Source organism: Xanthomonas sp. BRIP62409 (genome assembly GCF_003992965.1).
Taxonomy (GTDB): domain Bacteria; phylum Pseudomonadota; class Gammaproteobacteria; order Xanthomonadales; family Xanthomonadaceae; genus Xanthomonas; species Xanthomonas euroxanthea.
The window spans coordinates 78745-105398 of record NZ_QEZJ01000030.1 but is presented as its reverse complement, the minus strand read 5'-3'; the positions used below and the strand labels follow the sequence as shown (position 1 = coordinate 105398).

Sequence of the window (26654 nt, the reverse complement as noted above, 5' to 3'; positions counted from 1 at the left end):
CAGCACCCCATTCCTACTTATTGATTACATGAGCACCCCACTTTCTCAAATGACGCGGCCCGGCCTCCTCCTGAAGACGGATTGGCTGGCCTTACTATTCGGCGCAGTGCTGTCAGTCATCGCCGGCAGCGTCCTGGTCGTCGGCTGGCGTGCCGGCCTGTCTTCGATTCTTGCCTACCCTTTTTCATACAGCGACGACTCCCTGAGCAGTCTCTGGCTGACGCAGCGCGCCATGGAAGGATGGATCTTCGAGAATGATCGGAGCGGCTTTCCTTTCGGCGCATCCTTTCTTGACTATCCTGGGGCCGATGCCGGCAGTTTTCTCTTCCTGAAGCTTGCTGGCATACTGACCAGCAGCAACGCTGCGGCGCATAACCTGTTTTTCCTCGCAGGCTTCGCTGCGAATTTTCTGGCTGCGTACTGGGTGATGCGCTGGCTGCGAGTCGGCCGATCATTGTCCTTCGCTACCGCCATACTTTTTACGCTGGCGCCTTTTCATTTCCTCCGACTTCGGCACATTTTTTACACCTGCTACTTCAGCATCCCGATCTATTTCATGATCGCCGTGCGTATCGCACGCTCGGATGCTTCGCTGGATTTCCTGCGTGCGCGGCCTGCGCGCAAGATCGCCCTTACCATGCTTTATCTTGTTTTGAGCTGTTTCGGCGTTTACTACACGGTTTTTGGCCTGATCCTGATCGGAACCAGCTGCCTGATCGCGCTTTACCAGAGGAATTGGACGTCGATTGCACGTATAGCGGCACCTGCGATCTTTTTCCTTGCCCTTGGAACGCTGGCGAACATTGCACCAAACGTGATCAACGAACGGATTAATGGTAGCAACCCGGAAGTTGCCGCACGTACACCCGCAGAGTCTGAGCTGTACGGGGTGAAATTCATGCAGTTGATCCTGCCCCAGCCGGAACATCGGTCTGCAAAACTGTCCAATGTGACCGCCCAGTACATGGCCAGCACGCCCTTGGTCAATGAAAACAGGACTGCCTCCCTTGGCCTGATAGGCTCCCTCGGCCTGGCCATTCTTGCGTTGGTGATGTTTGCACGCTTGGCCGAGCGCCATGCTGAAGAGCGCATCGCGCTGCTTGCTATCCTTTCCGGCGTGCTGCTCGCCTTCATGACCATCGGTGGTCTTGGATCACTCTTCGCACACGTCGTTTCACCGTCCATCCGCGGCTGGAATCGGGCCAGCATCTTCCTGACGTTCAGTACCCTTGCGGCGGTGGCAATCGCGGTACAGACGCTTTCCGACAAGCTGGGACGTCGGCACGGCGTCACCATTGCCTCGGTCGCAGCCGTTGTCATGTTGATCTTTGGCGTATGGGACCAGACCCCAGCGGTGTGTGGCGAGTGCCAGGCTGGAGCACGCGGTGCGTATGAGCGAGACAAGCGCTTCATCGGCAGCATCGAAGCGTCCCTGCCCGCCGGTGCTGCGATCTACCAGCTGCCGTACATGCCTTTCCCGGAAGTGCCACCGAAGAACGGGTTGAATGCGTATGACCATGTTGTTGGATTCGTGCATTCTCGGCAGCTCAAATGGAGCTATGGCGGCATGAAGGGGCGCGAAGGCGACCTGTTTTATCGGAATCTCGAAACACGACCTGCCAATGCGCAACTCGATGCGCTTCGTCGCTACGGGTTCGACGCCGTCTATATCGATAAAAGAGGGTATGTCGACCAAGGTGCCGGGGTCGTCGCCGAGTGGGAACAAGCGCTCGGTACGCCGCCGACGATGGTTCGTGAAGATGGTGCCGTCGTCGTCTTTCGCCTGCCTGGCGGTACAAAACCCTCGAGCGCCGAAGCTGCCAGGGAGGGCCTGATCGGCGAGCCTGCAGCAAACACCACGATTGCACTGCCCTCACTGCGCAATTTTCTGGCGGAAGGCTGGTCGACGGATGAGGCCTGGGGAGTCTGGTCAGTAGGCATGACATCTTCATTGCGCTACCGCGTCGGCGCTGCAACCACTGGCAGGACAACGTTGATTCTGCGTGGCAATCCCTTTCTCGCGGGCTCCCAGCGAACGCTGCGTATCCGTGCCAAAGTCAACGGCGTCCAAGCCCTGGATACCCGCGTCACTGCCGGGCAGCCGTCGCCATTGGAGCTCAGGATTCCTGTCTCCACACGCCAGCCAGGCGAGGTAATACGCGTCGTTTTGAGCTACGAGGTACCGGTGTCCCCCGCGCAGATCGGCGTTTCCAGCGATCAGCGGCCTCTCGCCTTCGGCTTGACCAACTTCGAGCTATGCACGGGTGCATGCGCTAAATGAACTCGGAGGCGCGCGTCTGCAGGGCAGTCGGCGCCTCTTTTTTCAGACGATGGCGAGCCGATCAGGACACCTGCCATCCTAGCGATGGCAAGGTAGCTCGCGTGCGGTACGCCCCGCCATGACCTGCCACTGTCCATACGCTCAGTGCGTGCGGACAGCGTCTTCAAGCATCCACCGCAACGTTTCCTCCAATGGAGGGCAGCGCCAGTCGCCGATCAGGCGCTGCAGTTTGGCATTGCTGCCAAGCAGCTTCTTGACTTCGTTCTGACGGACAAAGGCAGGGTTAACCTGCACGTCGATCTGATGGCCGGTGATTTCCGAACAGATCCTGATGATGTCGCCCAGCGAGCTGGCAACCCCGGAACAGACATTGACGGTCTGTCCATCGGCATCGGGTGTCTGCAAAAGCTGCCGATAGGCAAGCACGAGCGACCTGACGTCGCCGAAATCACGCCACACTTCGGTATTGCCGAGCTCTATTGCAGGAGCCCGTGACGCGAAGTGCGAAACAATCTTCGGCACCAGGAAATTGGCTGATTGACCGACGCCGGTGTAGTTGAACGGGCGAGTGATCACCAATGGAAGACGCTCGTGCCACAGCCTTACCACGTATTCCATGGCGAGCTTGCTTACCGCGTAATCGTTCGCCGGCGCCGGCTCCACCGATTCCTCGATGATGCCCTCCGTCGCATTACCGTAGACATTTGCACTGCTGGCAATCAGCACTCTCTCTGGACGGCGTCGGGCCGAGGCCAGTGCCTGCAACAGGTTTCGCGTACCGATCAGATTGACACGATAGAAATCGTCGGCTTCGCCATGTCCGACAAAGGCCACCGCAGCCAAATGGACGACGTATTCGGCGTCCACCTTTGCAACGACGCGTGCAACATCCGCTGCGTCGCGCAGGTCCATCGGGAGAAACTCATCTGTAGTCGCCGAACCCGCGCTTTCCGCACGGGTTCCCACTCCGATCACGGTGCAGCCCTGCTCTTTGAGTTCCTGGGTCAGATAGCGCCCGGTGAACCCGGACGCTCCGCTGACCAGAACGCGCTTGCCGTTCAGATCAGAACGAGAAGCCATGCGCGTTCCTCTTGAGATCGGCCTCGACCATCATCTGGCAGAGCTGCTCCAGCGTGGTTTCAGGCTTCCAGCCGAGGACGCGCGTTGCCTTCTCGGGATCGCCGATCAACAGATCCACTTCTGCAGGACGGTGGAATTTCGCATTGATGCGCATCACCACCTTGCCGGTAGCGACATCCACTGCAGTTTCATCTGCATCCTTGCCGCGGAATTCGACGTCGATTCCGGCCCCCTTGAAGGCCATGCTGACAAAATCACGGACGGTTTCAGTGCGATTTGTCGCCAGAACAAAGGTATCCGGCTCATCGGCCTGAAGCATGCGCCACATCCCTTCCACGTACTCGCGCGCAAAACCCCAATCGCGCTTGGCATCCAGATTGCCCAGCTCCAGGCATTCCAAGCGTCCAAGTTTGATCTTGGCCACCGAGTCAGTGATCTTGCGCGTCACAAATTCGCGGCCGCGCAGCGGGCTTTCATGATTGAACAGAATTCCGCTGGAGCCGAAGATGCCATAGCTCTCACGGTAATTGACCGTCATCCAATGCGCGTACAGCTTGGCAACGCCATAAGGGCTGCGAGGATAGAACGGCGTGCTTTCGATCTGCGGGACCGCCTGCACCTTGCCGAACATTTCCGATGTCGAGGCCTGGTAAAACCGGATGTCCTTGTTCACCTGCCGAATGGCTTCCAGCAGGTGGACCGGGCCGATGCCGGTGATGTGCGCGGTCGTCGTCGGCTGGTCGAACGATACGCCCACGAAACTTTGGGCCGCCAGGTTGTAAACCTCGGTGGCGCCCGTGCTCTCGAGCATGCGGATACTCGAACCGAGGTCGGTCAGGTCGTACTCGATCAGGTGCAAATTAGGGTGATTTGCAATTCCCACCTCTTCGATCCGCCAGAAATTGACCGAACTGGTACGGCGGTATGTGCCGAACACGCGGTAGCCCTTATCCAACAACAGCTGGGCCAGGTAGGCACCGTCTTGGCCGGAAATGCCGGTAATCAACGCAGTTTTCATCATCCCTCTCTTGGTTACTTATAAGTTACGGAATCGAGCCGGGATTGAACGCGGCTCGTTCCGATGATCATTGAGTCTCAGCGCGTGGCCAAAGGCTTTCCGCCCGCACCACAAACCGTTTCCTTGCCCTGGTCCTGGCACGAAGTCAGGGGGCCATAATCGAGCGAATCCACCTTGAAGTCGCTGTACCACGCTACCGATTCTTGGACGAGACCGAGTCGCAGTGTTTTGCCAATCACTGCCTGGCTGGGCACATCTGCGATCACTTCAGCGGAACCACCCGCCGGAATTCCCTCGGCAGGAAGCGGTGCGCGCAGGAAGTCCCGATTTGAGAAATTGCCGGAATTATCCACCAGGGAAATGGCGAGATTGACCGGCAGTGTGCCCTTGGAGTTAATCGCGACCTTGCCCGAGTTGGTGACCGACACTGCAAGCCGTACCAGTTCGCCGTTGTTGACCAGTACCGGCTCCGAGGCAATGGCGTAGCGTGCGCCAACCTGCTCTTGCGTCAACGGAGTCGACATGCCGCCCGCTTCGGTGGTCTGCGCAGCCTGCTGCGGCTCTGCCTTCACTGGCTGTTCTGCCTCCGGGGCCTTTGAGCAACCAGTAAACGCGATCACCGTCGCCAGTACGGCAACGGAACCGAAGGAAACCGGAGATTTCATAATGTTTTTCATGGATAAGGACCTGTGGTGGATGAGTACGTCGCTCATTATTGAGCGGCTTCTACCCGAATGAGAAGCCGGGCCGGTGAGAAGCCACGGCTTTTGAACCAGCAAACCGACTCCTGGACTAGATCAACCTCCAGGTAATAGTCGCCTGCAACTGCCGGAGCGCGGACGGTGAGATCGTAAACTGCAGAAGACATTGGCGCGACCGCATCGTAAATAAAATGACGAGGCTGTTCGGCTACTGCCGTCGGTGTTTCGGCATGAATCCAGAAGTGTCCGAGGTAAATACCGAACGGCCGCAGTGCGTGACCGAGCGGACTGAACCATGAGTACGCACTATTGTTGGTCAACTCGACGCGCAAGGAGACCATGCTGGATGGTTGGGCAACCAGCATCTCCTGCTCGGGAACGGCAGCGTTGCCTTGAAAGGCGTCTTCCGGCAACGGCTGACTGTATGGATAGGGTCCTACCGTTGCACCTACCACACGCGCATTCGAATCCAGTTCCTGATCCTTCAACGCTGCCAGGGCGGGATTCACCCAGCGATCCCCCCGCAGGCTGCTCAACACGTCGATTCGATGCAGCTCTTCGACTAGCGGCGAGTCGATTTCGACTTTCAGGCTCACGACTGCGTCAGCAACCTGGTCCCTGAAGTCGGAGACGACACGATGCCGTCTCAGCAGACGCGCATACTGTTCGGTGGCGACATACGGATCCAGCGCCGGCCGCCTCGCTGCGTCAGAGCATTCCTCGGCCCATGCGACATACGCTGCCGGGTCAAGCGCCAGTTGGCGCAGCAAGGCGGCCAGGGCTTGCGGGCACTCCGTGTCCGGCGCGAGCTTCTTGACCGAAGCGGGTAGCTCTGCATACCACCCGTGATCGGAGACGACGCTCGGAAGGCCAGCTTGCATCGCCTTGCACACGACTGCCGAAGCCTCGCCCATCGTCGGTTGGCGCAACGCGATCATCAGATCCGCGCGCTCGAAGACCTTCCAGAACTGATCATCGTCAACATGACCGTGGTTGACCAGCCGCACGTTACGCAGGTCGGCAAGGGCTTCCAGCTGTAAAAGTACGGACTCCTCCACCTGGCCGGCAATCTCCAGCGTGATCGGTTCATCCAGATCGGCGTCGATCATCGCCAATGCCTGTACGACCCAGTCAAAGCGGCGATTGGCCTGTCCGCCGCCCAACAGTGCGATGGTGCGAAGGCCATCGCGGACGCGGCGCGGAGCAACGACTGGATACAGTTGCGGCACTACCGTGACGGGAAGCCAAGGGAAATCCCTGGTGACGCGATCGGCCGCATACTGTGAATGCACCACTACCTCGGTGGCCAGCTTAGTGGCCACTTGATGCAGCGGAAAACGCACCACGTCTTCCCGATTCCATACAGGCGATCCAGTGCGAAGCGCTAGACTCGCGCTCCTGACATCGGTGACCGAACACCACTTTTCCAGCAGACCCAGATAGTCGCCATTCAGTAGACGGCCTTCGTCGTTAAGCACTCCGGCAGCCATGTGATGCAGGACAAGGTCGTGCAGGTGCACGATTCCCGGCGCTGCTGCCATCAGGGGCAGCATCCAGCCGTGGAAGGCTGGATGGTTCCCCATCTGGTACACGATCGCATCGGCGTCTAGCAATCTGCCGACGACGACGTTCACGCCGGATCGAGTGAGATCGTCCAGAGTAAACGCATCGACCTGCAGGCCTTGGTCTCGCAGCAAATCCGACAGGCCTGCCGTGTACTCTGCAATGCCTGAGCGCTCCGGAGGATGCGGCCCGACCATCGCGACGCGAAACGGCGTACTCAAAGCCGGCTCTCCACCAGATTGCTTATCACGCGATCCCAGGTAATGGAGGTACTCATGTGCTGACCAGCCTCGGCCAATGCACGCAGTTGCGCAGGTTCTTTCGCATAACAATCGAGCAGGCTTTCAGCGATCGCTTCTGGCGTGGGACTTGTGACCCAACCGCTGCCGGTGGACTCGACGATCCTGCCAACCTCACCGCTATCGTCCACCGTAATGACCGGCTTGTAGGCGGCGAAGCTTTCCAACGTCGCGAATCCGTAATCCTCATCCACCGGCGAGTAGAAGACCGCACGGCAGTTGGCAATCAGCTCAAGCAGCTTCTCGTCTTCCACAAAACCTGCAAGCTGGACGCGATCCGCCAGGCCCAGCTCCCGGATCAGCGGTGCCAGCGAGTGGGCATACTCGCTGGCACCGGTTCCGGCGATGACCACCTTTGCATGAGGGACATGCTTTGCAGCCCGGATCAGCAGATCGGGACGCTTCATCGACTCAAGACGACCGATACACAGCACGTAGTCGCCGTAGTCTCCCGAGGTAATGAATGGCGCCAGCTTGGACGGCGGATAGAGAACCTCCGAGCCCAGACCGCTGTATTGCTGCAGCCGATCGGTAACTGTTTGAGAAATGGTATACCGAGGCTCGATCTCCGCCAGCAGCTCCCGATCGGACGCCCGCAGGGCATCACGCACCGCCGAATCCTTCGCGGTCAGGTGGGGCTGATCGAAGCGCGTACGTTCCAGGTCATAAAGCACTCGATGCTGATGCACGAGCCAAAGCGCCTTGTTGGCATGCGAGGCCGCGTACGTCGGGTACTTGGTGCAAATGCACAGATCGATTTTCTGCCCATTGCTTTCGTTCAAATTCAATAACCTCCATGCCAGCATGGAAGACAGAATTTCTGTTTCTGGATACCACTTATAGGGTAGCTGCACCAGTTCTGCGACGACCTGGCGCTGCTTTCCCCACAGATTGATCTGCTTGACAAGCTCTTCGTTGAGCAGCTCCGCACCGCCTCTGACAAAAGGCACTTGCGCGCCAAGCACAATAACTCTCTTCACCTACATTCCCCTTCATGATGTCCTTGCCGGTACATGGCAATCCCTGTCCTTAATTCTTCGATTTCCTGATCCGGCTACCCAACTGATCCAGCGCTGCCAGCTGCTTGTCGATGGCCACATCGGCGGGCGTTGCCACCTCATCCTCCGCAAGCACAGGCTCTGTGCGCTCCAGCCGCTGCGGCGCATGAACCACGAGAGGTCCGCCACGCTTGGTCACCTTCATGGTGACCCATCTCAAAGGTGCTGTCACACGCCATGAGCGGCTCGTATGAAGCTCTCCGATCTGGCCCTCCAGCATATCCACTGCCAACTCAAGTTCACGAATGCGGCTACGTGCGTCCTCGAGGGCCTGCAAGCGATGGGACAGATCCAGCTGCAGCTCCTTCACCCTGCGTGCGTCCGCGGCGCCGGCAGTCTCCGACCTATTGACGCGCTGAACCAGCGAAACAATTTTCGCCTGCAGTTCATCGATGGTTGACTGCTGCTGCGTGTTGACGCGCTCCATCTCCGACATGCTGACCTGCATGCCATCGCGCTCTTCGACCAGTCGACTGAGGTCAGCGGCAAGCAGTTCCGACAGTTCACGAACGCGTTGACGCTCTTCCAGCTCGGACTCGAGCACCGAAATCTGCGAGACGAGCCTTGCATTCTCGGCCTCCCGATCCGCCAGGCCCTTGTTGAGCTGTTTCTCCCTGTCCTCGGCTTCGGCAGTGCGCTTTTCCAGATCTTTTGCCCACTCCTGCAGTTCGCTACTCACCTTTTCCAGATCGCGGTAACGGTTATCGGCCGTTTCTGCTTCCAGCTGAAGGGTTGCAAGCTTGTCCTGGGCCTGCTGAGCACCTACCTGCAGGCGCTCAATCAAGGATGCGCGTGCCGCAAGTTCAACACGGTCATGCTCGTTCTGCGTATAGAGGGCGCCAAGGCGTGTGTTGTAGCTCAGCAACGCCTGTTGCATGTGGCTGTAAAGCGATGTCCACTCAGGCTCATGCAATGCAGCCGGTTCAGAGCGCGCCAGGCACTCTTGCAGCTCTGCAAACGTCCAGCGTGCCTGGTCTCCCCCAAATGCCTGGATGAAGGCATTGCGATAACGAGGAGGAAGCGTCATGAAGTCCAAAGCCGGTTCCCGACCGGGACTGGCCGGAACAATGCGACGTTGCAGGATCTCCTTGACCGTAATCAGGAAGGACAGCAACAAGTCGCCCAGCCAGGAGCAATCGGTGGCTTCGGCAGAAATGGCGCCGTAGTCGATCAGAATGGCCTTGCCTTCCTGCGACATCAGAACATTCCAGCAACGCACATCATTGTGATAGAGACCCACGCGCTCGAGCATTACCAATTGCTCAAGCAATTCGGAGACTACTTTGTCCGGATCGTAGGGCGAGCCGTCATCGATCAACTCCGAAAGCAGGCGTCCGCCGGACATCTCCCTGACGAGGAACAAATCCGATGCATCGTCCAAGGCCGCAATCAGCCGTGGTACGGGATACGATGCAGGAGGATTTCTGAGAAACTCGACCTCGTTATTGAATTCCTGCCAGTTGATTTCGGCGCGCCCACCGATGCCCATCGTCATCTTCTTGACGAACACCTTGTCGCCGAAATAATAGCGCCTGCTGTACTGATGCGTTCCGCGCCCATAGGCATGCGCCTCGCCCGACCAGGAACTGAACCTGCCGACAGCCTCGCCCACGTACCAGAACTTGCTGCTGGCGAAGTACAGCGGCCTGGAAATCGAAGACAGATGGGTTGCCTGCCTCGACAACAATCTGGTGAAGGCATAATCGGTCAACAACTCCGCAGGGTCGTGCGGCAGAGAAGGCCCCCAGTACAGCGGCTCCTCACGCAATGCCAGCTCGAAGATCCCGGCGTCGGTGACCTCGGAGAGCTTGCGGCATAATCCCGCCACGCGCGCAATTCCCTGGGAATGCACCAGATGATGGAAGACACTCAGCCCCAGGACAAGGTCGTACTGGTCTGGATCAAGCCGCGCGATGACGTCTTCCACGGTGCCGTGCTCGAATGACGCAGCGAACGTCGGGTGCTCCTGGGCCAACGCCTGGCACACATCGACATTGAGGTCCAGAAAATCCACACCGTGGACTTGATGCCCCCCGGCCGCCAGGCTCAATGAAAAAAATCCCTGGGCGCAGCCGAGATCCAGCACCCGCAGTGGGCGACCAAGCTCTCCCTGGAGCCTTTGCGCACATTCGCGAATCAGCACAAACCTGTCTTCGCAGCCGCGCGAACTTCCTTCCGAAAGCTCGGGGTGTCCGAAAATCGGCTGATATTTCTCAGGCAGAGCGGCCACGCGCGCGCCAATATGCATTGTTTCAGTCATGACTGATGTTCTCTGATGTGATGGTAGATCCTGACGCCGTCATGACAACGCTTCTACGATTTCGAAATCGGCCTTGAGGTCCATCATCCCCCAGAATTGCATCCCTCTTGCGACGTTCAGCACGATGGCGTCGTAACGACGATCCAGCGGCGTCAATTCCACAAGCGGGTCACCACTGGAAATGCCGAGCGAGACCAGATAGTTCGCTTCATTGAGGTCGAGAGGCATGCTGAACTTGCAGACGATGACCTGTCCCGCTTTTACCGAAATCCCGGACCGCCCCTCACTGGAAAGGAAGGAGTTGGTGCCGTAGAGGAATAGACCCTCGAGGGTTTTAATCAAAAACCCGGGCACTACACTGTCAAAATCCTGATCGAAGGCGATCTTGACGTAAAATACCGTCCTGGTACCGCTCTCTACGCGAGCAGGAAACTCTTCCCCGCCGCTGACAACGACATAATCGAGTATTCGCGCACCGCCCTGCCCCCAGCGATGTTCACCGGCATTGTAGTAAGGGCGCGTATGAAAGATATCCTCATCGCCAGCGTGCATCTGGCCTGGCGCATCATCGGCCTGTGCCTGAAGCGATGCAGGCTTCTTGCCGAACAACTCGTCCAGATAAAGGTTGGAGACCTCACGCGAGGGCCCATCGGCATGCACGCTACCGTCCTTGATCAAAATGGCACGATCGCAGTGTTTGACAACATCTCCGACCGCGTGACTGACGAGGATGAGCGTCATGCCCTCGTCCTTGTAAGACTGGATGCGCTTGAAGCACTTCGCCTGAAAATACGCATCGCCCACCGACAATGCTTCGTCGACGATGAGTACATCGGGCCGAAATGCGGTGGCCACCGCAAACGCGACGCGCACCTGCATACCGCTTGAGTAGGTGCGTACCGGCTCATCGAAGTACTCTCCGATCTCGGCAAACTCCTGTATCTCGGGCAACACCTTGTCGATTTGTTCCAATGTGTAACCCATCAGCCCGGCAGAATGTCTGGCATTCTCCCTGCCACTCAGGTCCGGATTGAAACCCATGCCGAGCTCGAGAATCGCGGCGATACGGCCATGCCGGATGATGCGTCCTTCGGTAGGTTGCGAGGTACCGGTGATCAGCTTGAGCAATGTGCTCTTTCCGGCGCCATTGCGCCCCATGATCCCGATCGACTCACCCGGAGCGACCGAAAACCCGACATTCCGCAGAACCCAGTGCTCTTCTCGCGGCTTGACCTTCAACCCGAACCAGCTGGCGGCGCGTAGCCACTCGCTACCCCAGACACGGTAGGACTTCCCCAGCCCCTCAACCATCAACACAGGGCTCATAGGGCATCCACCATTTCGGCACTCGCGCGGCGAAAAACGACCAACGACAGGACACACAGGACGAGGGTCGCCAGCATGAGCGGGACAAGCTCGATCCACGCCGGGGAACGCCCGTAAAGAAGTACTCCCTGATAAGCGCTGACAAGCGGGAACAGCGGATTGAGCTTGAAGAGTTCCTGGGTCTGCGCGGGAAGGATATCGATGGTGTAAACGATAGGCGTCACCCAGAACATTGCCTGCAGAACAACCGGCACGACCTGCCCAATGTCACGCACGAAGACATTGAAGACGCCGAGCAGCAATCCGATCGACATCGCGAAAGCCAATGTCAGCAGCATCAGCAGCGGCAGCCAGGCTGCCTGCGGCCCCAAGGTGTGCCCCAGAATCGCGAACACGATGATGATTGCCAGGAACAGCAGCAGGTTGTTCACCATGACGGTGCCGCCGGCAATGAGTGGGAGACATATCCGCGGGAAGGCCTGCTTCTTCATCAGATTGCCGTTATCCACGAACAATGAAACACACTTGCCAATGCATTCGGCAAACAGGGTCCAGCAAAGCGTTCCGGCCATCAGATACAGGGCGTAAGCAAACTTGTTATTGACGCCTGGCAGCTTCGCGGCCAGCACCTCGGAAAGAATCGTCGCAAAGATCAGCACCTGCATGAGCGGGTGAATGATCATCCACAATGCGCCGAGTTTGCTGCGCAGGAAGCGCAGACGCAGGTCATTCCTGATCGACGACAGGATGAAGTATCGGAAGGCCCATACGGACCGGATCATGTCCAACGTTGCTACCTCTGAAAGTGTTCACTACTTTGGTGAAGCGGGGTAACCAGATCGCTACATCACAGGGTCGACAAAACCAGCCACCGTCAGTGCGCTGACGCGACCACCTTCGCAGCCCTTGCCAGCAGGTGCTCCGCTACGCTTCGGGGAGCAAGCCTTGCGCAGATATCGTCCCTGGCTGCTTCGCCCAGCCGCCGCGCCTGTAACGTGTCGTCCGCAAGCCGACGCATCGCAGCTGCGGCAGATGCGATGCGCGGCTCTGCCCAGCGCGCGCCATCCGACTCCGGATATCGGCCCGCAACCGGCACCAGGTCGTAGTCTACGAGGCAGGAGTTGCTGTCCGTCATGAACTCCATGTTGCCGGACCAGCCCGTTGCAATGACCGGCTTACCGAGTGACATGCACTCGGCAAGCCCCAACCCGAAGCCTTCGGCCCGATGCAGCGATACATACACGTCACAGCATCGCTGCAGCGCGCGCACATGCATCCTGTCGATCACCTCGTCCCGCAGCAGGATCCGCTTGTCAGCCGCGACCAGGCTCAGGAGTTCCGCCATCTGTTCGGGGTACATATGCCCATTGCTTGACTTCACGACCAGACGCACATCGTTGCGATCGACGGGAAACGCATGCCTGAATGCATTGACCACGGCCTGGGGATTTTTCCTGGCCACGAAGGAGTGGAAATCAAACGTGAAAAGAAAGACGAAGGTTTCCGGGTCCAGCCCGAAGTCCTGCCTCTGCAAACCGCTATCAGGCTGGTCAGAGAGCGGCAGCGGAAGTCGCATGATCGGTTTGTCGGTCACGCTGCGGAACGCATCCTCGATGAATCGTGAGGCCACCATGATCTCGTCCACCAGCGCAATGGCACTCAGCCAACTTGGCGGAATCACTTCAAGTTCCCAGAACCAGCACGCAATGACGTAATGCCCGTCCATGCGGGCCCGGCCGATCTTCTCGAACGCGGCTTGGAGGTAGTCGGGGTTGACGAAGACGACGGTGACCTGGTGCGGCATGCGCTGGTCGATGAGACCATCCAGACTCCGGTCGTCCCAGGAGTGCGCAAGTCCCATGTCCAGGTCATACAACGACACGGGAACGCGCGCGCTGATCAGCGCACGCGCATACATCCTTGCGCTCTCCGCCAGCCCGAATTCGCCGCGGAGATAGCCGACAATGTTGATCCCCACCGATGGAATCCGGGTGACGGAGATATCAGCGTCCATCGGCAAGGAAGCCTCAGCGCCTTTCGCGCACAGCTCCCAGGCGGCGGTGCGCTGAAACCGCGTTTGAACCAAAGAGCGGGCGGACAGCGTGGAAGAAACGCGGTCGCGCCAACGCTGCGGGAAAATGCGATAGATACGCTGCAACCAGGACTGTTGGCGTACCCACGACTGCAGGCGAAGGCCGGCCAGCCCACTCCGCCAATACGCGAACACGTCCTGTCGTTGCGGCGAAGCAGTCATGAAGAACGAGACGCCTCAAGGGCACGTTCCAGATCCCCGCGCAAATCCCCCACATCCTCAACCCCCACGCTCAACCGCACCAGCGCGTCGCTGATGCCGAGCTGGTCGCGGCGGGCCACCGGGATGGAGGCATGGGTCATGACGGCGGGATGGTTTACCAGGCTTTCCACACCGCCCAGGGATTCGGCCAGGGTGAACAGCTCGGTCTTCTCGCAGAAACGCTTGGCCGCGTCGAAGCCGCCCTTGAGGACGATCGAGACGATGCCGCCGAAGCCGGACATCTGGCGCTGGGCCAGGGCGTGCTGCGGGTGCGAGGCCAGGCCGGGGTAGATCACCTTTTCGATCGCGGGGTGGGTGTCCAGCCACTGCGCAAGCGCCAGCGCGTTGTCGCAATGCGCGCGCATGCGCAGCGGCAGGGTCTTGAGGCCGCGCAGGGCGAGGAAACTGTCGAAGGGCCCCTGCACGCCGCCGATGGAGTTCTGCAGGAAGGCCAGTTGCTCGGCCAGCTCGGCGTTGTCGCCGACCACCGCGATGCCGCCGACCATGTCCGAGTGGCCATTGAGGTACTTGGTGGCCGAGTGCACGACGATGTCGGCGCCCAGGCTGAGCGGGCGTTGCAGCATCGGCGAGGCGAAGGTGTTGTCGACCACGATCAGCAGGCCGTGCTTGCGTGCGATCGCGGCAATGGCGGCGATGTCGACCAGCTTGAGCATCGGGTTGGTCGGGGTCTCGATCCACACCATCCTGGTCTCGGGGCGGATCGCGGCTTCGAAGGCGGCCGCATCGGTCAGGTCGACGAAGCTGAAATCCAGGCCGGCGGTGCGGCGACGCACGCGCTCGAACAGGCGGAAGGTGCCGCCGTACAGGTCGTCCATCGCCACCACGTGGCTACCGGCATCCAGCAGCTCCATCACCGTGGAGGTGGCAGCCATGCCGGAGGCGAACGCGAACGCGCGCGTGCCGCCTTCCAGCGACGCGACGCAGCGCTCATAGGCAAAGCGCGTGGGGTTGTGGGTGCGCGAGTATTCAAAGCCCTGATGCTCGCCCGGGCTGGACTGCGCATAGGTGGACGTCGCATAGATCGGCGGCATCACCGCCCCGGTGCTGGGATCCGGCGACTGCCCTCCATGGATCGCCAGCGTCGCCAGCGACAGTGCGCGCTCGCCATCGTGGCTGGGTGGGGTGCGATTGGACATGGAGGTTCCCGGAAAAAGTGGCGGATTGTAGCAAGCAGGTCTGAATGGCCGGTGCCGCGCGTCTCATCCGGGCGCGCGGCGCTACCCGACCCTGCCTGCGATCACTGCACGCGGCGGCGCAGGTAGTTCAGCAGGTCGATACGGGTGATCAGGCCGAGGAACTGGTTGCCGTCCATGACGATGGCGACCTGGCCGCGGTCGAACACCGGCAGCAGCGCTTCGATCGGCGAGGCGACATCCAGGCGATCGAGCTTGCTGACCATGGCGGTGGAGATCGGGTCGCGGAAGCGCGCCTCGTCACCGTACACATGCAACAGCACGTCGCTCTCGTCGACGATGCCGACCAGCTCACCGTCATCGATGACCGGCAGCTGTGAGACGTCGTACAGCTTCATGCGCTGGTAGGCGGTGGTCAACAGGTCCTTCGGCCCGACCACCACGGTGTCGCGCTTGTTGTACGGGCGCAGGATCAGGTCGCGCAGGTCGCCGTGCTGCGGACGCTCCAGGAAGCCGTTGTCCAGCATCCAGTAGTCGTTGTACATCTTGGACAGGTACTTGTTGCCGGTATCGCAGACGAACACCAGCACGCGCTTGGGCGTGGTCTGCTCGCGGCAGTACTTCAGCGCGGCGGCCAGCAGGGTGCCGGTGGACGAGCCGCCCAGGATGCCCTCCTTGGCCAGCAGCTCGCGCGCGGTGTGGAAGCTTTCCGCGTCGGTGATCGAATAGGCCTTCTTGACCCGCGAGAAGTCGGAGATATCCGGCAGGAAGTCCTCGCCGATGCCTTCGACCAGCCAGCTGCCGGATTTCTCGCTGACCGTGCCCTCTTCGATGTACTGGGTCAGGATGGAGCCGGCCGGGTCGGCCAGTACCAGCTCGGTCTGCGGCGATGCGGTGGCGAACGCGCGCGACAGGCCGGTCATGGTGCCGGAACTGCCGCAGCCGAACACGATCGCGTCCAGCTTGCCGTCCATCTGCGCCAGGATTTCCGGGCCGGTGCCGAATTCGTGCGCGGCCGGGTTGTCCGGGTTGCCGAACTGGTTGATGAAGTAGGCGCCCGGGGTCTCGGCGGCGATCTTGGCGGCCAGGTCCTGGTAGTACTCCGGGTGGCCCTTGGCCACGTCCGAACGGGTGAGCACCACCTGGGCGCCCATGGCCTTGAGGTTGAAGATCTTCTCGCGGCTCATCTTGTCCGGCACCACCAGGATCAGCGTGTAGCCCTTCTGCTGGGCGACCAGTGCCAGACCCAGGCCGGTGTTGCCGGCAGTGCCTTCGACCAGGGTCGCACCAGGGCTGAGGTCGCCGCGCTGTTCGGCCGCTTCGATCATCGACAGGCCGATGCGGTCCTTGATCGATCCGCCGGGGTTGGCCGCCTCCAGCTTGAGGAACAGCTCGCAGACGCCGGTGTCCAGGTGCTGTGCCTTGACGATCGGCGTGTTGCCGATCAGTTCGAGTACGGAGGAATGGATCGCCATCGGAATATCGTCACTGCGTCGCGCGGGGCTTGGCCGCCCATTATCCGACGAACGGCTGGGGAATGCTCATTCAGACTGGACCCGATCGCGCCTGCCCATGAACGAGCGGGCTCAACAAGCACTACAACGACGACCGACGACCTGACTACAAGGCCGTCAGGCAGGCGTTCGCACCATCTTGCTAGCCGCGTGACACGGGTTGCGCATAGAAAGACGCGGACGGTGGCAAGCCGACGAGGAGGCCGCCACCGCCCGCGACGGTGAACTTGTTCTAACGGTGGGGAAGGATCAGTGGGTGAGCTGGTCGTACATCCGGGTGAGCTTCTCTTTCGCCTGCAACTTCTCGCGCTTCATCTGGCCCAAGGTCACGTCGTCGATGGGGAGCACCCCGAGTTCGGCATCCATGCATTTCTTGTTCAAGAGCTTGTGGCGTTGGTACAGCTGCTTGAACTCGGGATCGGACTTGACCAATGCGTCGATTTCGGTCTGCGGTTGCCCTTCGAACATGGCGTTACCTCCTTCACTTGAAACACTTAAAACAAGAACGCCCCGGCCGCGGGCGGCACGGGGCGCTGCTTGGGGATGGAAGACTCACGGATCACAATGGCAGGCGCACTGGCGGAACCCACATGCTGTCTGCCGAATTGCGTTGATGCGTGCCCTTGCGTCACTGGCCCGGCCCTCCGTACGTCCAGGCAGCGGAGTGCTGCCCGGGAGTACGACCCTACGCCGGTCGCGGAGGGGGTTCAAGGCCGGAACGGCCGCTTTTGCCGTTCCCTGTGCCAATCAGTGACCGCGGTTCAACCGGGCGTCATGCCCGGGTTAAAAGACCTTAACTTCCAACCACTTGCATCACGGCGAGACAACGACCTCGGCAGCGCGCGTCTTGCTGGCAGCGGCCTTGGTGCCATTGACCTGCAGACGCGCACTGGCAACGCCGGCAGCCACCAACGCGTCGCGCAGCGCTTCGGCCCGCTTCTTGGCCGTGGCCGCATCGCTGTCGTAGCCGACGATGCTGACCCGGCCCTTCTTGCCGATGTTCAGGTATTCGGCCAGCGCCTTGGCCTGCCCTGCGGCATCGCCGGACAGCGCCGCCTTGCCACCAAACGCGCCACTGCCCAGCGAAAACACTTCGCCGCGGCTGTCGAACCTGGCGGATGGCAACTTGGCCCCGGCCACCAGCTCGGCTTCTTCATGCGCCAGTTGCACGGCCTTTTGCTGGGCCGCATTGAGCTTGGCGGTCTGCTTGCCGGCCACGCTGGTCAGCGCCAGCTCGGCGTCCTGGCGGGCCAGGGTCTCCTGCTCGGCCGCCTGCCGCATGCGCTCGGCCTCCTCGGCCTGGATCTGCGCCTGCACGCGCAGACGCTCGGCCTCCTGGCGCGCACGCGAGGCGTCACGGCGGCTGGCTTCGATCAGCAGGTCGTTGCGGGTGCCCTCCAGCCGATCCAGTTCGCGCCGGGCCAGCGCAGTGCGGGCGGTGAGTTCGGCGATTTCGACCCGGCGGTCGGCCAGGAACACCAGTTCGTCGCGGTCGCGGCGCTTGGCCTCGGCCAGCGCCACCACGCTTTGCTGCGCCTGCAGCCGCTCGTAGCGGGCCAGGTCGTTGGTCTGCGGGTCGTTCTGCAGCGCGGCCAGGCGCCGGTTGAGCGCATCGGCCTGCGGGTCGTCCTTGGCTGCCATCGCCAGCGGCGGCAGCGTGGCCAGGCTCAGCACACTGAGATAGAGAAGCGGACGCAGTTTCATCGGCCGGCCTCCCCGGTATTGAGGCTGTTCTGCAGCTGCGCCACTTCCTTGCGGCGCTGTTCCAGCTGGGCGGTGACCACCGCCTCTTCGCTGCGCGCCTTGGCCAGGTCGGCGTCGGCCGCTGCGCGCAAGGCGATCTGTGGCACCTGCTTGCGCTGGCGTTTGTCCAGTTGCGCCTGCTGGGCCTGCATCAGTTCCTGGCGGGCCAGGTTGACCAGGTCGGGGGCGTATTGGTCGGCATCGGCCTGGGTGGCGCGTTGCACGGCCTGTTCGGCGGCGGTGAGCTCCGGTGCCACCTGGGCAGCAGCAGGAGAGGAAAGAACCATGAAACAGGCGATGCCATACAGGGATCGCCGCAAGTATGCGAAGCTAGCCGTCATTAGGGGAGCCGTAGCGAGAAGTCTCGAGCACGGCCATTGTCGGAAGCCTGCGGCGTACTTGCAACGAGACGCTGCTGTTTGTTGGGGAACCATTGCGCATGGATATCGGCTACTTCCTGAAGCTGATGACCGAGAAGAATGCCTCGGACATGTTCTTGACCACCGGCGCGCCGGTGTACATCAAGATCGAAGGCAAGCTCTACCCGCTCGGCAATACGGGGTTGCCGCCGGGAATGGTCAAGAAAATCGCCTACTCGCTGATGGACGAAGGCCAGGTGCCGCAGTTCGAGCGCGAGCTGGAACTCAACATGGCCATCGCCCTGCAAGACGCCGGCCGGTTCCGCGTGAACGTGTTCAAGCAGCGTGGCGAGGTGGGCATGGTGATCCGCGCCATCCGCAGCCGGATTCCCAGCATCGAAGAGCTGAACCTGCCGCAGGTGCTCAAGGACGTCATCATGACCCCGCGCGGGCTGGTGCTGGTGGTCGGCTCGACCGGCTCGGGCAAGTCGACCTCGCTGGCCTCGATGATCGACCACCGCAACAGCACCACCACCGGGCACATCCTCACCATCGAGGACCCGATCGAATATCTGCACAAGCACAAGATGTCGATCGTGAACCAGCGCGAGGTGGGCCTGGACACGCATGCCTTCCAGAGTGCGCTGAAGAACGCGATGCGCGAGGCGCCGGACGTGATCCTGATCGGCGAGATCCTGGACGCCGAGACCATGGAGGCGGCGATCGCCTTCGCCGAGACCGGCCACCTGTGCCTGGCGACGCTGCACTCCAACAATGCCGACCAGACCATCGAGCGCATCCTCAATTTCTTTCCCGAGAGCGCGCACAAGAACGTGCTGATGAACCTGGCGCTGAATCTGCGCGCCGTGGTGTCGCTGCGCCTGGTCAAGGGCGTGGACGGACGCCGCCGGCCGGCGACCGAGGTACTGCTCAACACGCCGATGATCCGCGACCTGCTGCGCCGCGGCCAGGTGCACGAGGTCAAGCAGGCGATGGAAGAATCGCTGGAAGAAGGCATGCAGACCTTCGACCAATGCCTGTTCCGCATGGTCAAGTCCGGCGAAATCGAGCAGGAGGAAGCGCTGCGCGCGGCCGACTCGCGCGACGGGCTGGCGCTGAAGTTCCGCCTGTCCGAGGGCGGCTCCGGCGAGCACGACCCGTATGCGGACTACGAAACGGCAGCGGCACCGAAGATCAGCCACGGCTTTATCTGATGGATTCGGTAGCGAGACGCGGCATGCGGCAGCACTGATGGATCACGGCTGCCGGCGCTGGGTTTCCGGCGTGCTGGCGCTGCCGCAGGCACCCTCATCCGGCGCTGCGCGCCACCTTCTCCCGCGCGCGGGAGAAGGAGAAAGACGCCGATAACACGGAACGTCACCCAAGGGCTCAGGGCGGGCACCATCGCGGTCGGCGGCACCTTTTCTAGCGCCGCTGCCTTCTCCAGGCACATCACCCGCTCGAAAGCACATCACCTGCCTTCTCTAGAGCGTCACCTGTTCCAAAGCACGTCATCCGGCTTCTCCAGAGCGCTTCACCTGCTCCGAAGCGCATCATCCGGCTTTTCCAGAGCGCCTCACCTGCACCAAAGCACATTATCCGGCTTGTCCAAAGCGCCTCACCTACTTCGAAGCACATCATCCGGCTTCTCCAGAGCGCCTCACCTGCTCCGAAGCACGTCATCCGCTTCTGCAGAGCGCATCCTGCGTTTCTCCAAGGCCCCCACTCCGCACTCTCCGAAGCACCTGGACCGGCGTTTCGAGCCTCTCCTCTCAATTGATGGCGACACCAGGATCGGCGGTCGCCCAAAACGGCGCGTCATTCGCCCGGAATGCCTGGCCGGAAGCTGACGCGTCGGCTCCCCGGCATACCCTTCTCCCGCACGGCGGGAGAAGGTGCCCGCAGGGCGGATGAGGGGCTTGATGCGCCAGCGGCGAGCCAGTTCCGGGAATACCTGGACAGAAGCTAGCGCATCGGTTCCTGGCATACCCTTCTCCCGCGCTGCGGGAGAAGGTGCCCGCAGGGCGGATAAGGGCTTGATACCCTGCCCTCACGCCACCGCATCCACCTGCATTTCCGGCCGTGCCGCATCGAAGGCCGGCAGCGCCAGGCAGGCCTGCTCGATGCGTTGCAAGGTCGGATACGGCGCCAGATCGACCTCGAAGCGATGCGCGTTGTACAGCTGCGGAATCAACACGCAATCGGCCAGGCCTGGCGTATCGCCATGGCAGAAGCGCCCGGTGTGCGCATCGCGCGCCAGTTGCGTTTCCAGCGCGGCGAACCCGCGCTGCATCCAGTGCCGGGTCCAGTGCTGACGTTGCGCGACGTCCAGCGCGAACGCGCGCTCCAGCAGCTGGGTGACACGCAGATTGTTGAGCGGATGCACATCGCAGGCGATGAGCTGCGCCAGGGCGCGCACGCGGGCGCGCTCGGCCGGCGCAGCCGGCAGCAGGGCCATGGTGTCCGCGAACGCCTCTTCCAGATACTCCAGGATCGCCAGCGACTGCGCGATCACCACGCCGCCATGGCGCAGCGTCGGCACCAATTCCTGCGGGTTGAGCTGCGCATACGCCGGGGCGTGTTGCTCGCCGCCATCGCGGACCAGATGCACCGGATGCGCGAGGTAGGCTAGCGCCTTCAGGTGCAGGCCGATGCGCACGCGGTACGCGGCGCTGGAGCGCCAGTACGAGAACAATTCCAGTGGCGCACTCATGCCCGGCCCCGCATGCGCTGTTGTGCGTGCACACGCGCCGATGTCATGGCAGCGGCTGACGTTCGACGCGTTGTTCGATCGCACCGAAGATGCTGGCGCCATCGGCGGCGACCATCTCGATCCGCACCACGTCGCCGAAGGACAGGAACGGCGTGCGCGGTGCACCGTCGCGCAGGGTTTCCACCACGCGCTGTTCGGCAAAGCACGAGGCGCCCAGCGTGGTGTCCTGGTTGGCGATGGTGCCGGAGCCGACGATGGTGCCGGCCGACAGCGGCCGGGTCCTGGCGGCGTGGGCGATCAGCTGGGCGAAGTCGAACTGCATGTCGTTGCCGGCCTCCGGCGCGCCGAACCAGGCGCCATTGACGTGGGTGACCAGCGGCAGGTGCACCTTGTTGTCGCGCCAGGCCTCGTCCAGCTCATCGACGGTGACGAACACCGGCGACAGCGCCGAGCGCGGCTTGGATTGCAGAAAACCAAAGCCCTTGGCGAGCTCGGCCGGAATCAGGTTGCGCAGCGACACGTCGTTGACCAGGCCGACCAGCTGGATATGCGCGGCGGCCTGCTCGGGCGAGGCGCCCATTGGCACATCGTCGGTGATCACCACGATTTCGGCCTCCAGGTCGATGCCGTGGTCTTCGCTGATCACCTTGATCGCATCGCGCGGGCCGTAGAACCCGGCGCTGGTGGCCTGGTACATCAGCGGGTCGGTGTAGAAGCTCTCCGGCACCTCGGCATTGCGCGCGCGGCGCACGCGCTCCACGTGCGGCAGGTAGGCGCTGCCATCGACGAATTCGTAGGCGCGCGGCAACGGTGCGGCCAGCGCCTGCAGATCCAGGTCGAACACGCCATCGGCGCTGCCCTCGTTGAGCGAGGCCGACAAGGCATTCAGGCGCGGCGCGACATTGCTCCAGTCTTCCAGCGCGCGTTGCAGCGTGGGCGCGATGCCGGTGGCGCGAACCGCGGTGCGCAGGTCGCGCGCGACCACGATCAGGCTGCCATCGCGGCCGCCTTCCTTCAGGGAACCTAGCTTCATGACCGTCCATTGCTGTGGCTGATCGGTCGATTGTACGGCCTGCCACAAGGGTGGTTGCACCTGAAACAACTGACCCGTAGCCCAACCGGGGAACTGACCTTTTGTGCAGCGCGCCAAACGCGCGTACACTGGCCCGGTCTGCATGCGGCCGTCCGTTTCCCTTAGGGACAGCCGGCGAGGCCAGGATCGATCGATCCGCTCGCCCGCCCCACCCGACGCCTTTCGTGGTGCCGACAAACCCATCGTTCCTTGATTGGGTTGTTCCACCATCTCGCAGCGCGGTTCACGGGAACGCTCCGAGCCTCACCTTTTTGCATCTGCAATGCGTTTGCGCTCCGGGCCTGTCCTGGTGGCGACGCTTTACTTGGAGCTTCCTGATGTCTTTTGAATCCCTGGGCCTGGCGCCCTTCCTGCTGCGCGCGTTGGCCGAGCAGGGCTACGAAACCCCCACTGCGATCCAGCAGCAGGCGATCCCGCTGGTGCTGGCAGGCCATGACCTGCTGGCCGGCGCACAGACCGGTACCGGCAAGACCGCCGCGTTCGGCCTGCCGCTGCTGCAGCACCTGGGCACCTCGCCGCAGCCGGTCAACGGCCCGCGCAAGCCGCGCGCGCTGATCCTGACCCCCACCCGCGAGCTGGCCACCCAGGTGCACGACAGCCTGCGCGGCTACAGCAAGTACCTGCGCATCCCGAGCGCGGTGATCTACGGCGGCGTGGGCATGGGCAACCAGCTGGACACGCTGCGTCGTGGCGTGGACCTGCTGATCGCCTGCCCGGGCCGGCTGATCGACCATATCGAGCGTCGCAGCGTGGACCTGTCCGGCATCGAAGTGCTGATCCTGGACGAAGCCGATCGCATGCTCGACATGGGCTTTTTGCCCTCGATCAAGCGCATCCTGACCAAGCTGCCGCGCCAGGACCGCCAGACCCTGCTGTTCTCGGCCACCTTCGAAGAGAACATCAAGCAGCTGGCGCTGGAGTTCATGCGCAACCCGATGCAGATCCAGGTCACCCCGAGCAACACCGTGGCCGAGAGCATCACCCACCGCGTGCACCCGGTCGATGGCGCGCGCAAGCGCGACCTGCTGCTGCACCTGCTGGCGCAGGACAGCCGCGAGCAGACCCTGGTGTTCGCCCGCACCAAGCATGGCAGCGACAAGCTGGCGCTGTTCCTGGAAAAGTCCGGCATCAAGACCGCGGCGATCCACGGCAACAAGAGCCAGGGCCAGCGCATGCGTGCGCTGAGCGACTTCAAGGCCGGCCGCGTGACCGTGCTGGTGGCCACCGATATCGCCGCGCGCGGCATCGACATCGACCAGCTGCCCAAGGTCATCAACTACGACCTGCCGATGGTGGCCGAGGATTATGTGCACCGCATCGGCCGCACCGGCCGTAACGGCTCCACCGGCGAGGCGATCTCGCTGGTGGCGCAGGACGAAGCCAAGCTGCTGCGCCAGATCGTGCGCATGCTGGGCCGCGATGTGGAAATCCGCGACGTGCCGGGCTACGAGCCGCAGACCCCGATCCGTTGGGGCAATAGCGCGCCGGGGCGTGCCGAGCAGCCGGGCGGCGATCGCGCGCCGCGCAAGAGCCACGCCCGTCGTCCGCATGGCGATGCACCGCGTCAGGCGCATGCGCATGCCGGCCCGAAGAAGCCCGGTGGCCAGCGTAGCAGCGGTCCGCGTCAGGCCGGTGTTGCTGCCGGTGCCGGCGCAGGCCGTCGCGATGGCGGCCGTGGCGGTCAGCGTCCGGGCGGCACGCGCTGAAAATCCCGTGCGCCGGCACGACCGGCGCCCAGGTCTGCGTTGCACTGAAAAAGCCGCCCCTCGGGGCGGCTTTTTTTGTGGGCACGGCGCAGGCGATGCGGTGCGAACAGGACTGCGCGTAGACACCCGACGCAGTCCGTCACGTCCCTAACCCTCGATCAACGCCGTATTGCGATCGATCGCCTCGCGATACCGATCCAGCACCGCGGCGGTCTGCACGATGTAGGCGCTCAGATCCTCCCAGCGCCGGTCTTCCAGCGCTTCGCGGATGCCGGGCAGGGTCTTGACCTCGTAACCGGTGGCCAGGCCGGGGGCGTAGATCAGGTTGCGGTACCACGGCCGGCCCGGCAGACCGCCTTCGGCCAGCAGGGTCTGGTCGATGCGCTGCAGCGAGGCATTGAGCTTGCCGCGCGCGCGTGCATCCAACGCGCCGCCGCCCGATGCCAGTGCATCGTCATAGCGCTTGGCGCTGGCCTGCAGGCGGGCAATCGCCTGCTCCAGTGCAGCGAAGTCGATCTGCGGCACCGCGGCTTTCGGCTCCGGTGCGCGTTGCGGCCGGTTCGGGTTGTCGACAGCCGCATAGGCGCCGGCCTGCAACAACTCGGCCTGGGTGCGTGCGGCAGTGCGGTCGCTGTCGGCCTGCTGCTTGAGTTCCTGCGCATAGCCGGCCACCGCATCGGCGAAGTCGCCGAAGCGCTGCGGCAACACCGGCGCGTTGGCCACGCGCAGCACCGTGCGGCCGACCGTCTGCGACAACAGCGGCAGATAGCTGAAATCCGGATCGATGTAGCGCGCGAAGTAATCGTAGGAGTCGTACAGCGAGTGATAGACACCGCTGCCGCCACCCTGCCCGCCATAGCCCAGATCCAGCGTGGTCAGCCCCAGATGCTGCAGGAACGGGCTGTAGTCGCTGCCCGAGCCCAGCGCCTTGAGCGGCACGTCGCCGCCGGCCGCGACCTGCCTGGCGATGTCCTTCTGCGCCGGCTTGGCGGTGGCCGCCAGCGCATCGATACGGGCGCGGGCGCGTTGCCGTTCGAGCACGCTCACGCCGCTGTCGGGATCGCGCAGGTCCGCCGCCACGCCGTTGACCAGACGCTGCAGCGCATGGCTGCCGCCGGCATTGAGAAAGCCGCGCCCGTTGCCGTCGGTGTTGACGTACAGCACCGCCTTGCGGCGCAGTTCGTCGGCGTGTTGTTCGGCCCATTCGGTGGAGCCGAGCAGTCCGGCCTCCTCGCCATCCCAACTGGCATAGACGAGCGTGCGCTTGGGGCGCTGCCCCTGCCTGGCCAGCTCGCCGATCGCCTTGGCTTCGGCCAGCAAGGCGGTGGTGCCCGAGAGTGGATCGGCCGCACCGAACACCCAGCCGTCGCGGTGATTGCCGCGCACCACCCACTGGTCCGGATACTCGCTGCCGCGCAGGGTGGCGATGACGTTGTAGATGGTCTTGCTACCCCACTCCGCATCCACCTTGAGATGCACGCGCGCGGTGTCGTCGCCGCCGATGCGGTAGGTGATCGGCAGCGCGCCGCGCCAGTCCTCCGGTGCCACCGGCCCGCCCAGCGCGGCCAGCAAGGGCTGCGCGTCGCCCCAACTGATCGGCAGGGTCGGAATCTTCAACACGCTGCCGGCCTGGTCGATCTTCAGGCGTTTGGCGCCCTTGCTGGCGCCGATGCCCGGAGTGAGCGGATCGCCGGGATAGATGGCGAAATTGGCGACCGAGCCGCGTTGCACGCTCCACTGATTGCGCGCCGGGCCATCCGGATAGGCCCGATCCTGGAAATACCCGTCGTCGCGCGGATCGGAATAGATGATCGCGCCGATCGCGCCATGCTCCTGCGCCAGCCGCGGCTTGAGCCCGCGCCAGCCCTTGCCGTAGCGGGCGATGACGATCTTGCCCCGCACATCCACGCCGTTGCGCGCCAGCGCTTCGTAGTCTTCGGCGATGCCGTAATTGACGTAGACCAGGTCGCCGGTGACATCGCCATTGCCGCCGTAGATGACGTAGGGCGGCAAGACGTTCTCGGTTTGAGTGGAGGTGCTGTCGCCTGGCAGCGGCGGCTCCTTCAAACGCGCGACATACGGTTTGGGACCGAGCAGTTCCAGCTGCGAGCTCCTGGGCGAGGGCCACAGCACCTGGAAGGTTTCGATGCGCGCATCCCACCCGTAGCCGCGCAAGCGGTTTTGCAGATCGCGGGCGTTCTCCAGGTTGTGCGGCGCGCCCACATGGTTCGGCGCCGACGCCCATTGCTTCAACCAGCCACGATAATCGGCGTCCTTCAGGCCGCTATCGAAACGCGCTTCCAGCGCGCGCTGCGCCTGTGCGGCGGCGGTGTCGTAACCCGGCAGCGCAGCGGGTTGGGCCGCAGGTTGGGCGGCGAGGGAAGGTGCGACAAAGGCCAGGGCGAGCAGCCAGGCATGCTGCGAAGACGTCATCGGAGTTCCTTGAAGAGTGTCCGGGGGCGAACGGCGATTGGGTTGAGACAGCACGCTGGA

Annotated in this window: 20 protein-coding genes; 3 read left to right on the top strand and 17 right to left on the bottom strand. The window is 62.5% G+C overall.

From position 1 onward, the window contains the following. Window positions 1-28 precede the first annotated feature (28 nt). Window positions 29-2281, top strand: coding sequence for a sugar translocase (locus tag EO170_RS18170; protein WP_126947139.1), 2253 nt, complete (start codon window positions 29-31; stop codon window positions 2279-2281). 141 nt (window positions 2282-2422) lie between these two features. Here EO170_RS18170 and EO170_RS18165 read toward each other — a convergent pair whose 3' ends face one another. The 14 genes from EO170_RS18165 to EO170_RS18100 form a co-directional block, all read right to left on the bottom strand. Next, window positions 2423-3361: a GDP-mannose 4,6-dehydratase gene (locus EO170_RS18165; protein ID WP_126947136.1), complete on the bottom strand. Its 939-nt coding sequence runs from the start codon at window positions 3359-3361 to the stop codon at window positions 2423-2425. Continuing rightward, window positions 3345-4379, bottom strand: a complete 1035-nt coding sequence (gene gmd / locus EO170_RS18160) for a GDP-mannose 4,6-dehydratase (RefSeq protein ID WP_012439287.1) — start codon at window positions 4377-4379, stop codon at window positions 3345-3347. Before gmd ends, EO170_RS18165 begins: the two co-directional genes overlap by 17 nt. 77 nt (window positions 4380-4456) lie before the next feature. Further along, window positions 4457-5092, bottom strand: a complete 636-nt coding sequence (locus EO170_RS18155) for a glycosyltransferase (protein WP_241239472.1) — start codon at window positions 5090-5092, stop codon at window positions 4457-4459. Next, window positions 5092-6840 (bottom strand): glycosyltransferase, encoded by a 1749-nt coding sequence (locus EO170_RS18150; protein WP_126947243.1) that lies wholly within the window; start codon window positions 6838-6840, stop codon window positions 5092-5094. Before EO170_RS18150 ends, EO170_RS18155 begins: the two co-directional genes overlap by 1 nt. A 20-nt stretch (window positions 6841-6860) precedes the next feature. After that, the gene (locus tag EO170_RS18145; RefSeq protein WP_126947133.1) at window positions 6861-7922 is read right to left on the bottom strand and encodes a glycosyltransferase family 4 protein; all 1062 of its coding nucleotides are present in this window, start codon (window positions 7920-7922) and stop codon (window positions 6861-6863) included. A gap of 49 nt (window positions 7923-7971) precedes the next feature. Continuing rightward, window positions 7972-10260, bottom strand: a complete 2289-nt coding sequence (locus tag EO170_RS18140; protein ID WP_241239471.1) for a methyltransferase domain-containing protein — start codon at window positions 10258-10260, stop codon at window positions 7972-7974. A 39-nt stretch (window positions 10261-10299) separates the two neighbouring features. Continuing rightward, entirely contained in the window at window positions 10300-11586 is a 1287-nt protein-coding gene (locus EO170_RS18135) for an ABC transporter ATP-binding protein (protein WP_102580569.1), read from the bottom strand. Then, window positions 11583-12368 (bottom strand): ABC transporter permease, encoded by a 786-nt coding sequence (locus EO170_RS18130; protein WP_042827951.1) that lies wholly within the window; start codon window positions 12366-12368, stop codon window positions 11583-11585. The genes EO170_RS18135 and EO170_RS18130 overlap by 4 nt, the downstream gene beginning before the upstream one ends. A 92-nt stretch (window positions 12369-12460) precedes the next feature. Next, on the bottom strand, window positions 12461-13840 hold the full coding sequence (locus tag EO170_RS18125) for a glycosyltransferase family 4 protein (protein WP_126947130.1): 1380 nt from the start codon (window positions 13838-13840) through the stop codon (window positions 12461-12463). Continuing rightward, window positions 13837-15036: a cystathionine gamma-synthase gene (locus tag EO170_RS18120; RefSeq protein ID WP_104583284.1), complete on the bottom strand. Its 1200-nt coding sequence runs from the start codon at window positions 15034-15036 to the stop codon at window positions 13837-13839. The genes EO170_RS18125 and EO170_RS18120 overlap by 4 nt, the downstream gene beginning before the upstream one ends. A 101-nt stretch (window positions 15037-15137) precedes the next feature. Next, window positions 15138-16508, bottom strand: a complete 1371-nt coding sequence (locus EO170_RS18115) for a pyridoxal-phosphate dependent enzyme (RefSeq protein WP_126947127.1) — start codon at window positions 16506-16508, stop codon at window positions 15138-15140. Between the two features lie 288 nt (window positions 16509-16796). Beyond that, a complete protein-coding gene (locus tag EO170_RS18110) occupies window positions 16797-17015 on the bottom strand; it encodes a YdcH family protein (protein ID WP_002814034.1) in 219 nt (72 codons plus the stop codon). A gap of 345 nt (window positions 17016-17360) precedes the next feature. Continuing rightward, window positions 17361-18251: a hypothetical protein gene (locus tag EO170_RS18105; protein WP_126947124.1), complete on the bottom strand. Its 891-nt coding sequence runs from the start codon at window positions 18249-18251 to the stop codon at window positions 17361-17363. After that, window positions 18248-18631 carry a DUF4398 domain-containing protein gene (locus tag EO170_RS18100; protein WP_039525328.1) on the bottom strand — a complete coding sequence of 128 codons (384 nt, stop codon included), beginning with the start codon at window positions 18629-18631 and terminating at the stop codon, window positions 18248-18250. Before EO170_RS18100 ends, EO170_RS18105 begins: the two co-directional genes overlap by 4 nt. Window positions 18632-18729: 98 nt before the next feature. Here EO170_RS18100 and EO170_RS18095 point away from each other — a divergent pair, with 98 nt between their 5' ends. Continuing rightward, window positions 18730-19863 carry a PilT/PilU family type 4a pilus ATPase gene (locus EO170_RS18095; RefSeq protein ID WP_104583280.1) on the top strand — a complete coding sequence of 378 codons (1134 nt, stop codon included), beginning with the start codon at window positions 18730-18732 and terminating at the stop codon, window positions 19861-19863. A gap of 836 nt (window positions 19864-20699) precedes the next feature. Here the strand turns inward: EO170_RS18095 and maiA are convergent. Both maiA and EO170_RS18085 read right to left on the bottom strand, forming a co-directional pair. Next, window positions 20700-21362, bottom strand: coding sequence for a maleylacetoacetate isomerase (maiA, locus tag EO170_RS18090; RefSeq protein ID WP_126947121.1), 663 nt, complete (start codon window positions 21360-21362; stop codon window positions 20700-20702). Window positions 21363-21405: 43 nt separating this feature from the next. Next, the gene (locus EO170_RS18085) at window positions 21406-22464 is read right to left on the bottom strand and encodes a fumarylacetoacetate hydrolase family protein (protein WP_206514036.1); all 1059 of its coding nucleotides are present in this window, start codon (window positions 22462-22464) and stop codon (window positions 21406-21408) included. A 308-nt stretch (window positions 22465-22772) separates the two neighbouring features. Here EO170_RS18085 and EO170_RS18075 point away from each other — a divergent pair, with 308 nt between their 5' ends. Further along, window positions 22773-24161 (top strand): DEAD/DEAH box helicase, encoded by a 1389-nt coding sequence (locus EO170_RS18075; RefSeq protein WP_104649381.1) that lies wholly within the window; start codon window positions 22773-22775, stop codon window positions 24159-24161. Window positions 24162-24308: 147 nt separating this feature from the next. Here the strand turns inward: EO170_RS18075 and EO170_RS18070 are convergent, their stop codons facing one another. Next, window positions 24309-26594 (bottom strand): transferrin receptor-like dimerization domain-containing protein, encoded by a 2286-nt coding sequence (locus EO170_RS18070; RefSeq protein ID WP_126947118.1) that lies wholly within the window; start codon window positions 26592-26594, stop codon window positions 24309-24311. Window positions 26595-26654 lie beyond the last annotated feature (60 nt).

Excerpts from the sequence above, each read along its gene's own strand:
- EO170_RS18170 (WP_126947139.1), top strand. The coding sequence starts at position 29 with ATGAGCACCCCACTTTCTCAAATGACGCGGCCCGGCCTCCTCCTGAAG.
- EO170_RS18165 (WP_126947136.1), bottom strand. The coding sequence starts at position 3,361 with ATGGCTTCTCGTTCTGATCTGAACGGCAAGCGCGTTCTGGTCAGCGGA.
- gmd (WP_012439287.1), bottom strand. The coding sequence starts at position 4,379 with ATGAAAACTGCGTTGATTACCGGCATTTCCGGCCAAGACGGTGCCTAC.
- EO170_RS18155 (WP_241239472.1), bottom strand. The coding sequence starts at position 5,092 with ATGAGCGACGTACTCATCCACCACAGGTCCTTATCCATGAAAAACATT.
- EO170_RS18150 (WP_126947243.1), bottom strand. The coding sequence starts at position 6,840 with ATGGTCGGGCCGCATCCTCCGGAGCGCTCAGGCATTGCAGAGTACACG.
- EO170_RS18140 (WP_241239471.1), bottom strand. The coding sequence starts at position 10,260 with ATGACTGAAACAATGCATATTGGCGCGCGCGTGGCCGCTCTGCCTGAG.
- EO170_RS18135 (WP_102580569.1), bottom strand. The coding sequence starts at position 11,586 with ATGAGCCCTGTGTTGATGGTTGAGGGGCTGGGGAAGTCCTACCGTGTC.
- EO170_RS18130 (WP_042827951.1), bottom strand. The coding sequence starts at position 12,368 with ATGATCCGGTCCGTATGGGCCTTCCGATACTTCATCCTGTCGTCGATC.
- EO170_RS18125 (WP_126947130.1), bottom strand. The coding sequence starts at position 13,840 with ATGACTGCTTCGCCGCAACGACAGGACGTGTTCGCGTATTGGCGGAGT.
- EO170_RS18120 (WP_104583284.1), bottom strand. The coding sequence starts at position 15,036 with ATGTCCAATCGCACCCCACCCAGCCACGATGGCGAGCGCGCACTGTCG.
- EO170_RS18115 (WP_126947127.1), bottom strand. The coding sequence starts at position 16,508 with ATGGCGATCCATTCCTCCGTACTCGAACTGATCGGCAACACGCCGATC.
- EO170_RS18110 (WP_002814034.1), bottom strand. The coding sequence starts at position 17,015 with ATGTTCGAAGGGCAACCGCAGACCGAAATCGACGCATTGGTCAAGTCC.
- EO170_RS18105 (WP_126947124.1), bottom strand. The coding sequence starts at position 18,251 with ATGAAACTGCGTCCGCTTCTCTATCTCAGTGTGCTGAGCCTGGCCACG.
- EO170_RS18100 (WP_039525328.1), bottom strand. The coding sequence starts at position 18,631 with ATGACGGCTAGCTTCGCATACTTGCGGCGATCCCTGTATGGCATCGCC.
- EO170_RS18095 (WP_104583280.1), top strand. The coding sequence starts at position 18,730 with ATGGATATCGGCTACTTCCTGAAGCTGATGACCGAGAAGAATGCCTCG.
- maiA (WP_126947121.1), bottom strand. The coding sequence starts at position 21,362 with ATGAGTGCGCCACTGGAATTGTTCTCGTACTGGCGCTCCAGCGCCGCG.
- EO170_RS18075 (WP_104649381.1), top strand. The coding sequence starts at position 22,773 with ATGTCTTTTGAATCCCTGGGCCTGGCGCCCTTCCTGCTGCGCGCGTTG.
- EO170_RS18070 (WP_126947118.1), bottom strand. The coding sequence starts at position 26,594 with ATGACGTCTTCGCAGCATGCCTGGCTGCTCGCCCTGGCCTTTGTCGCA.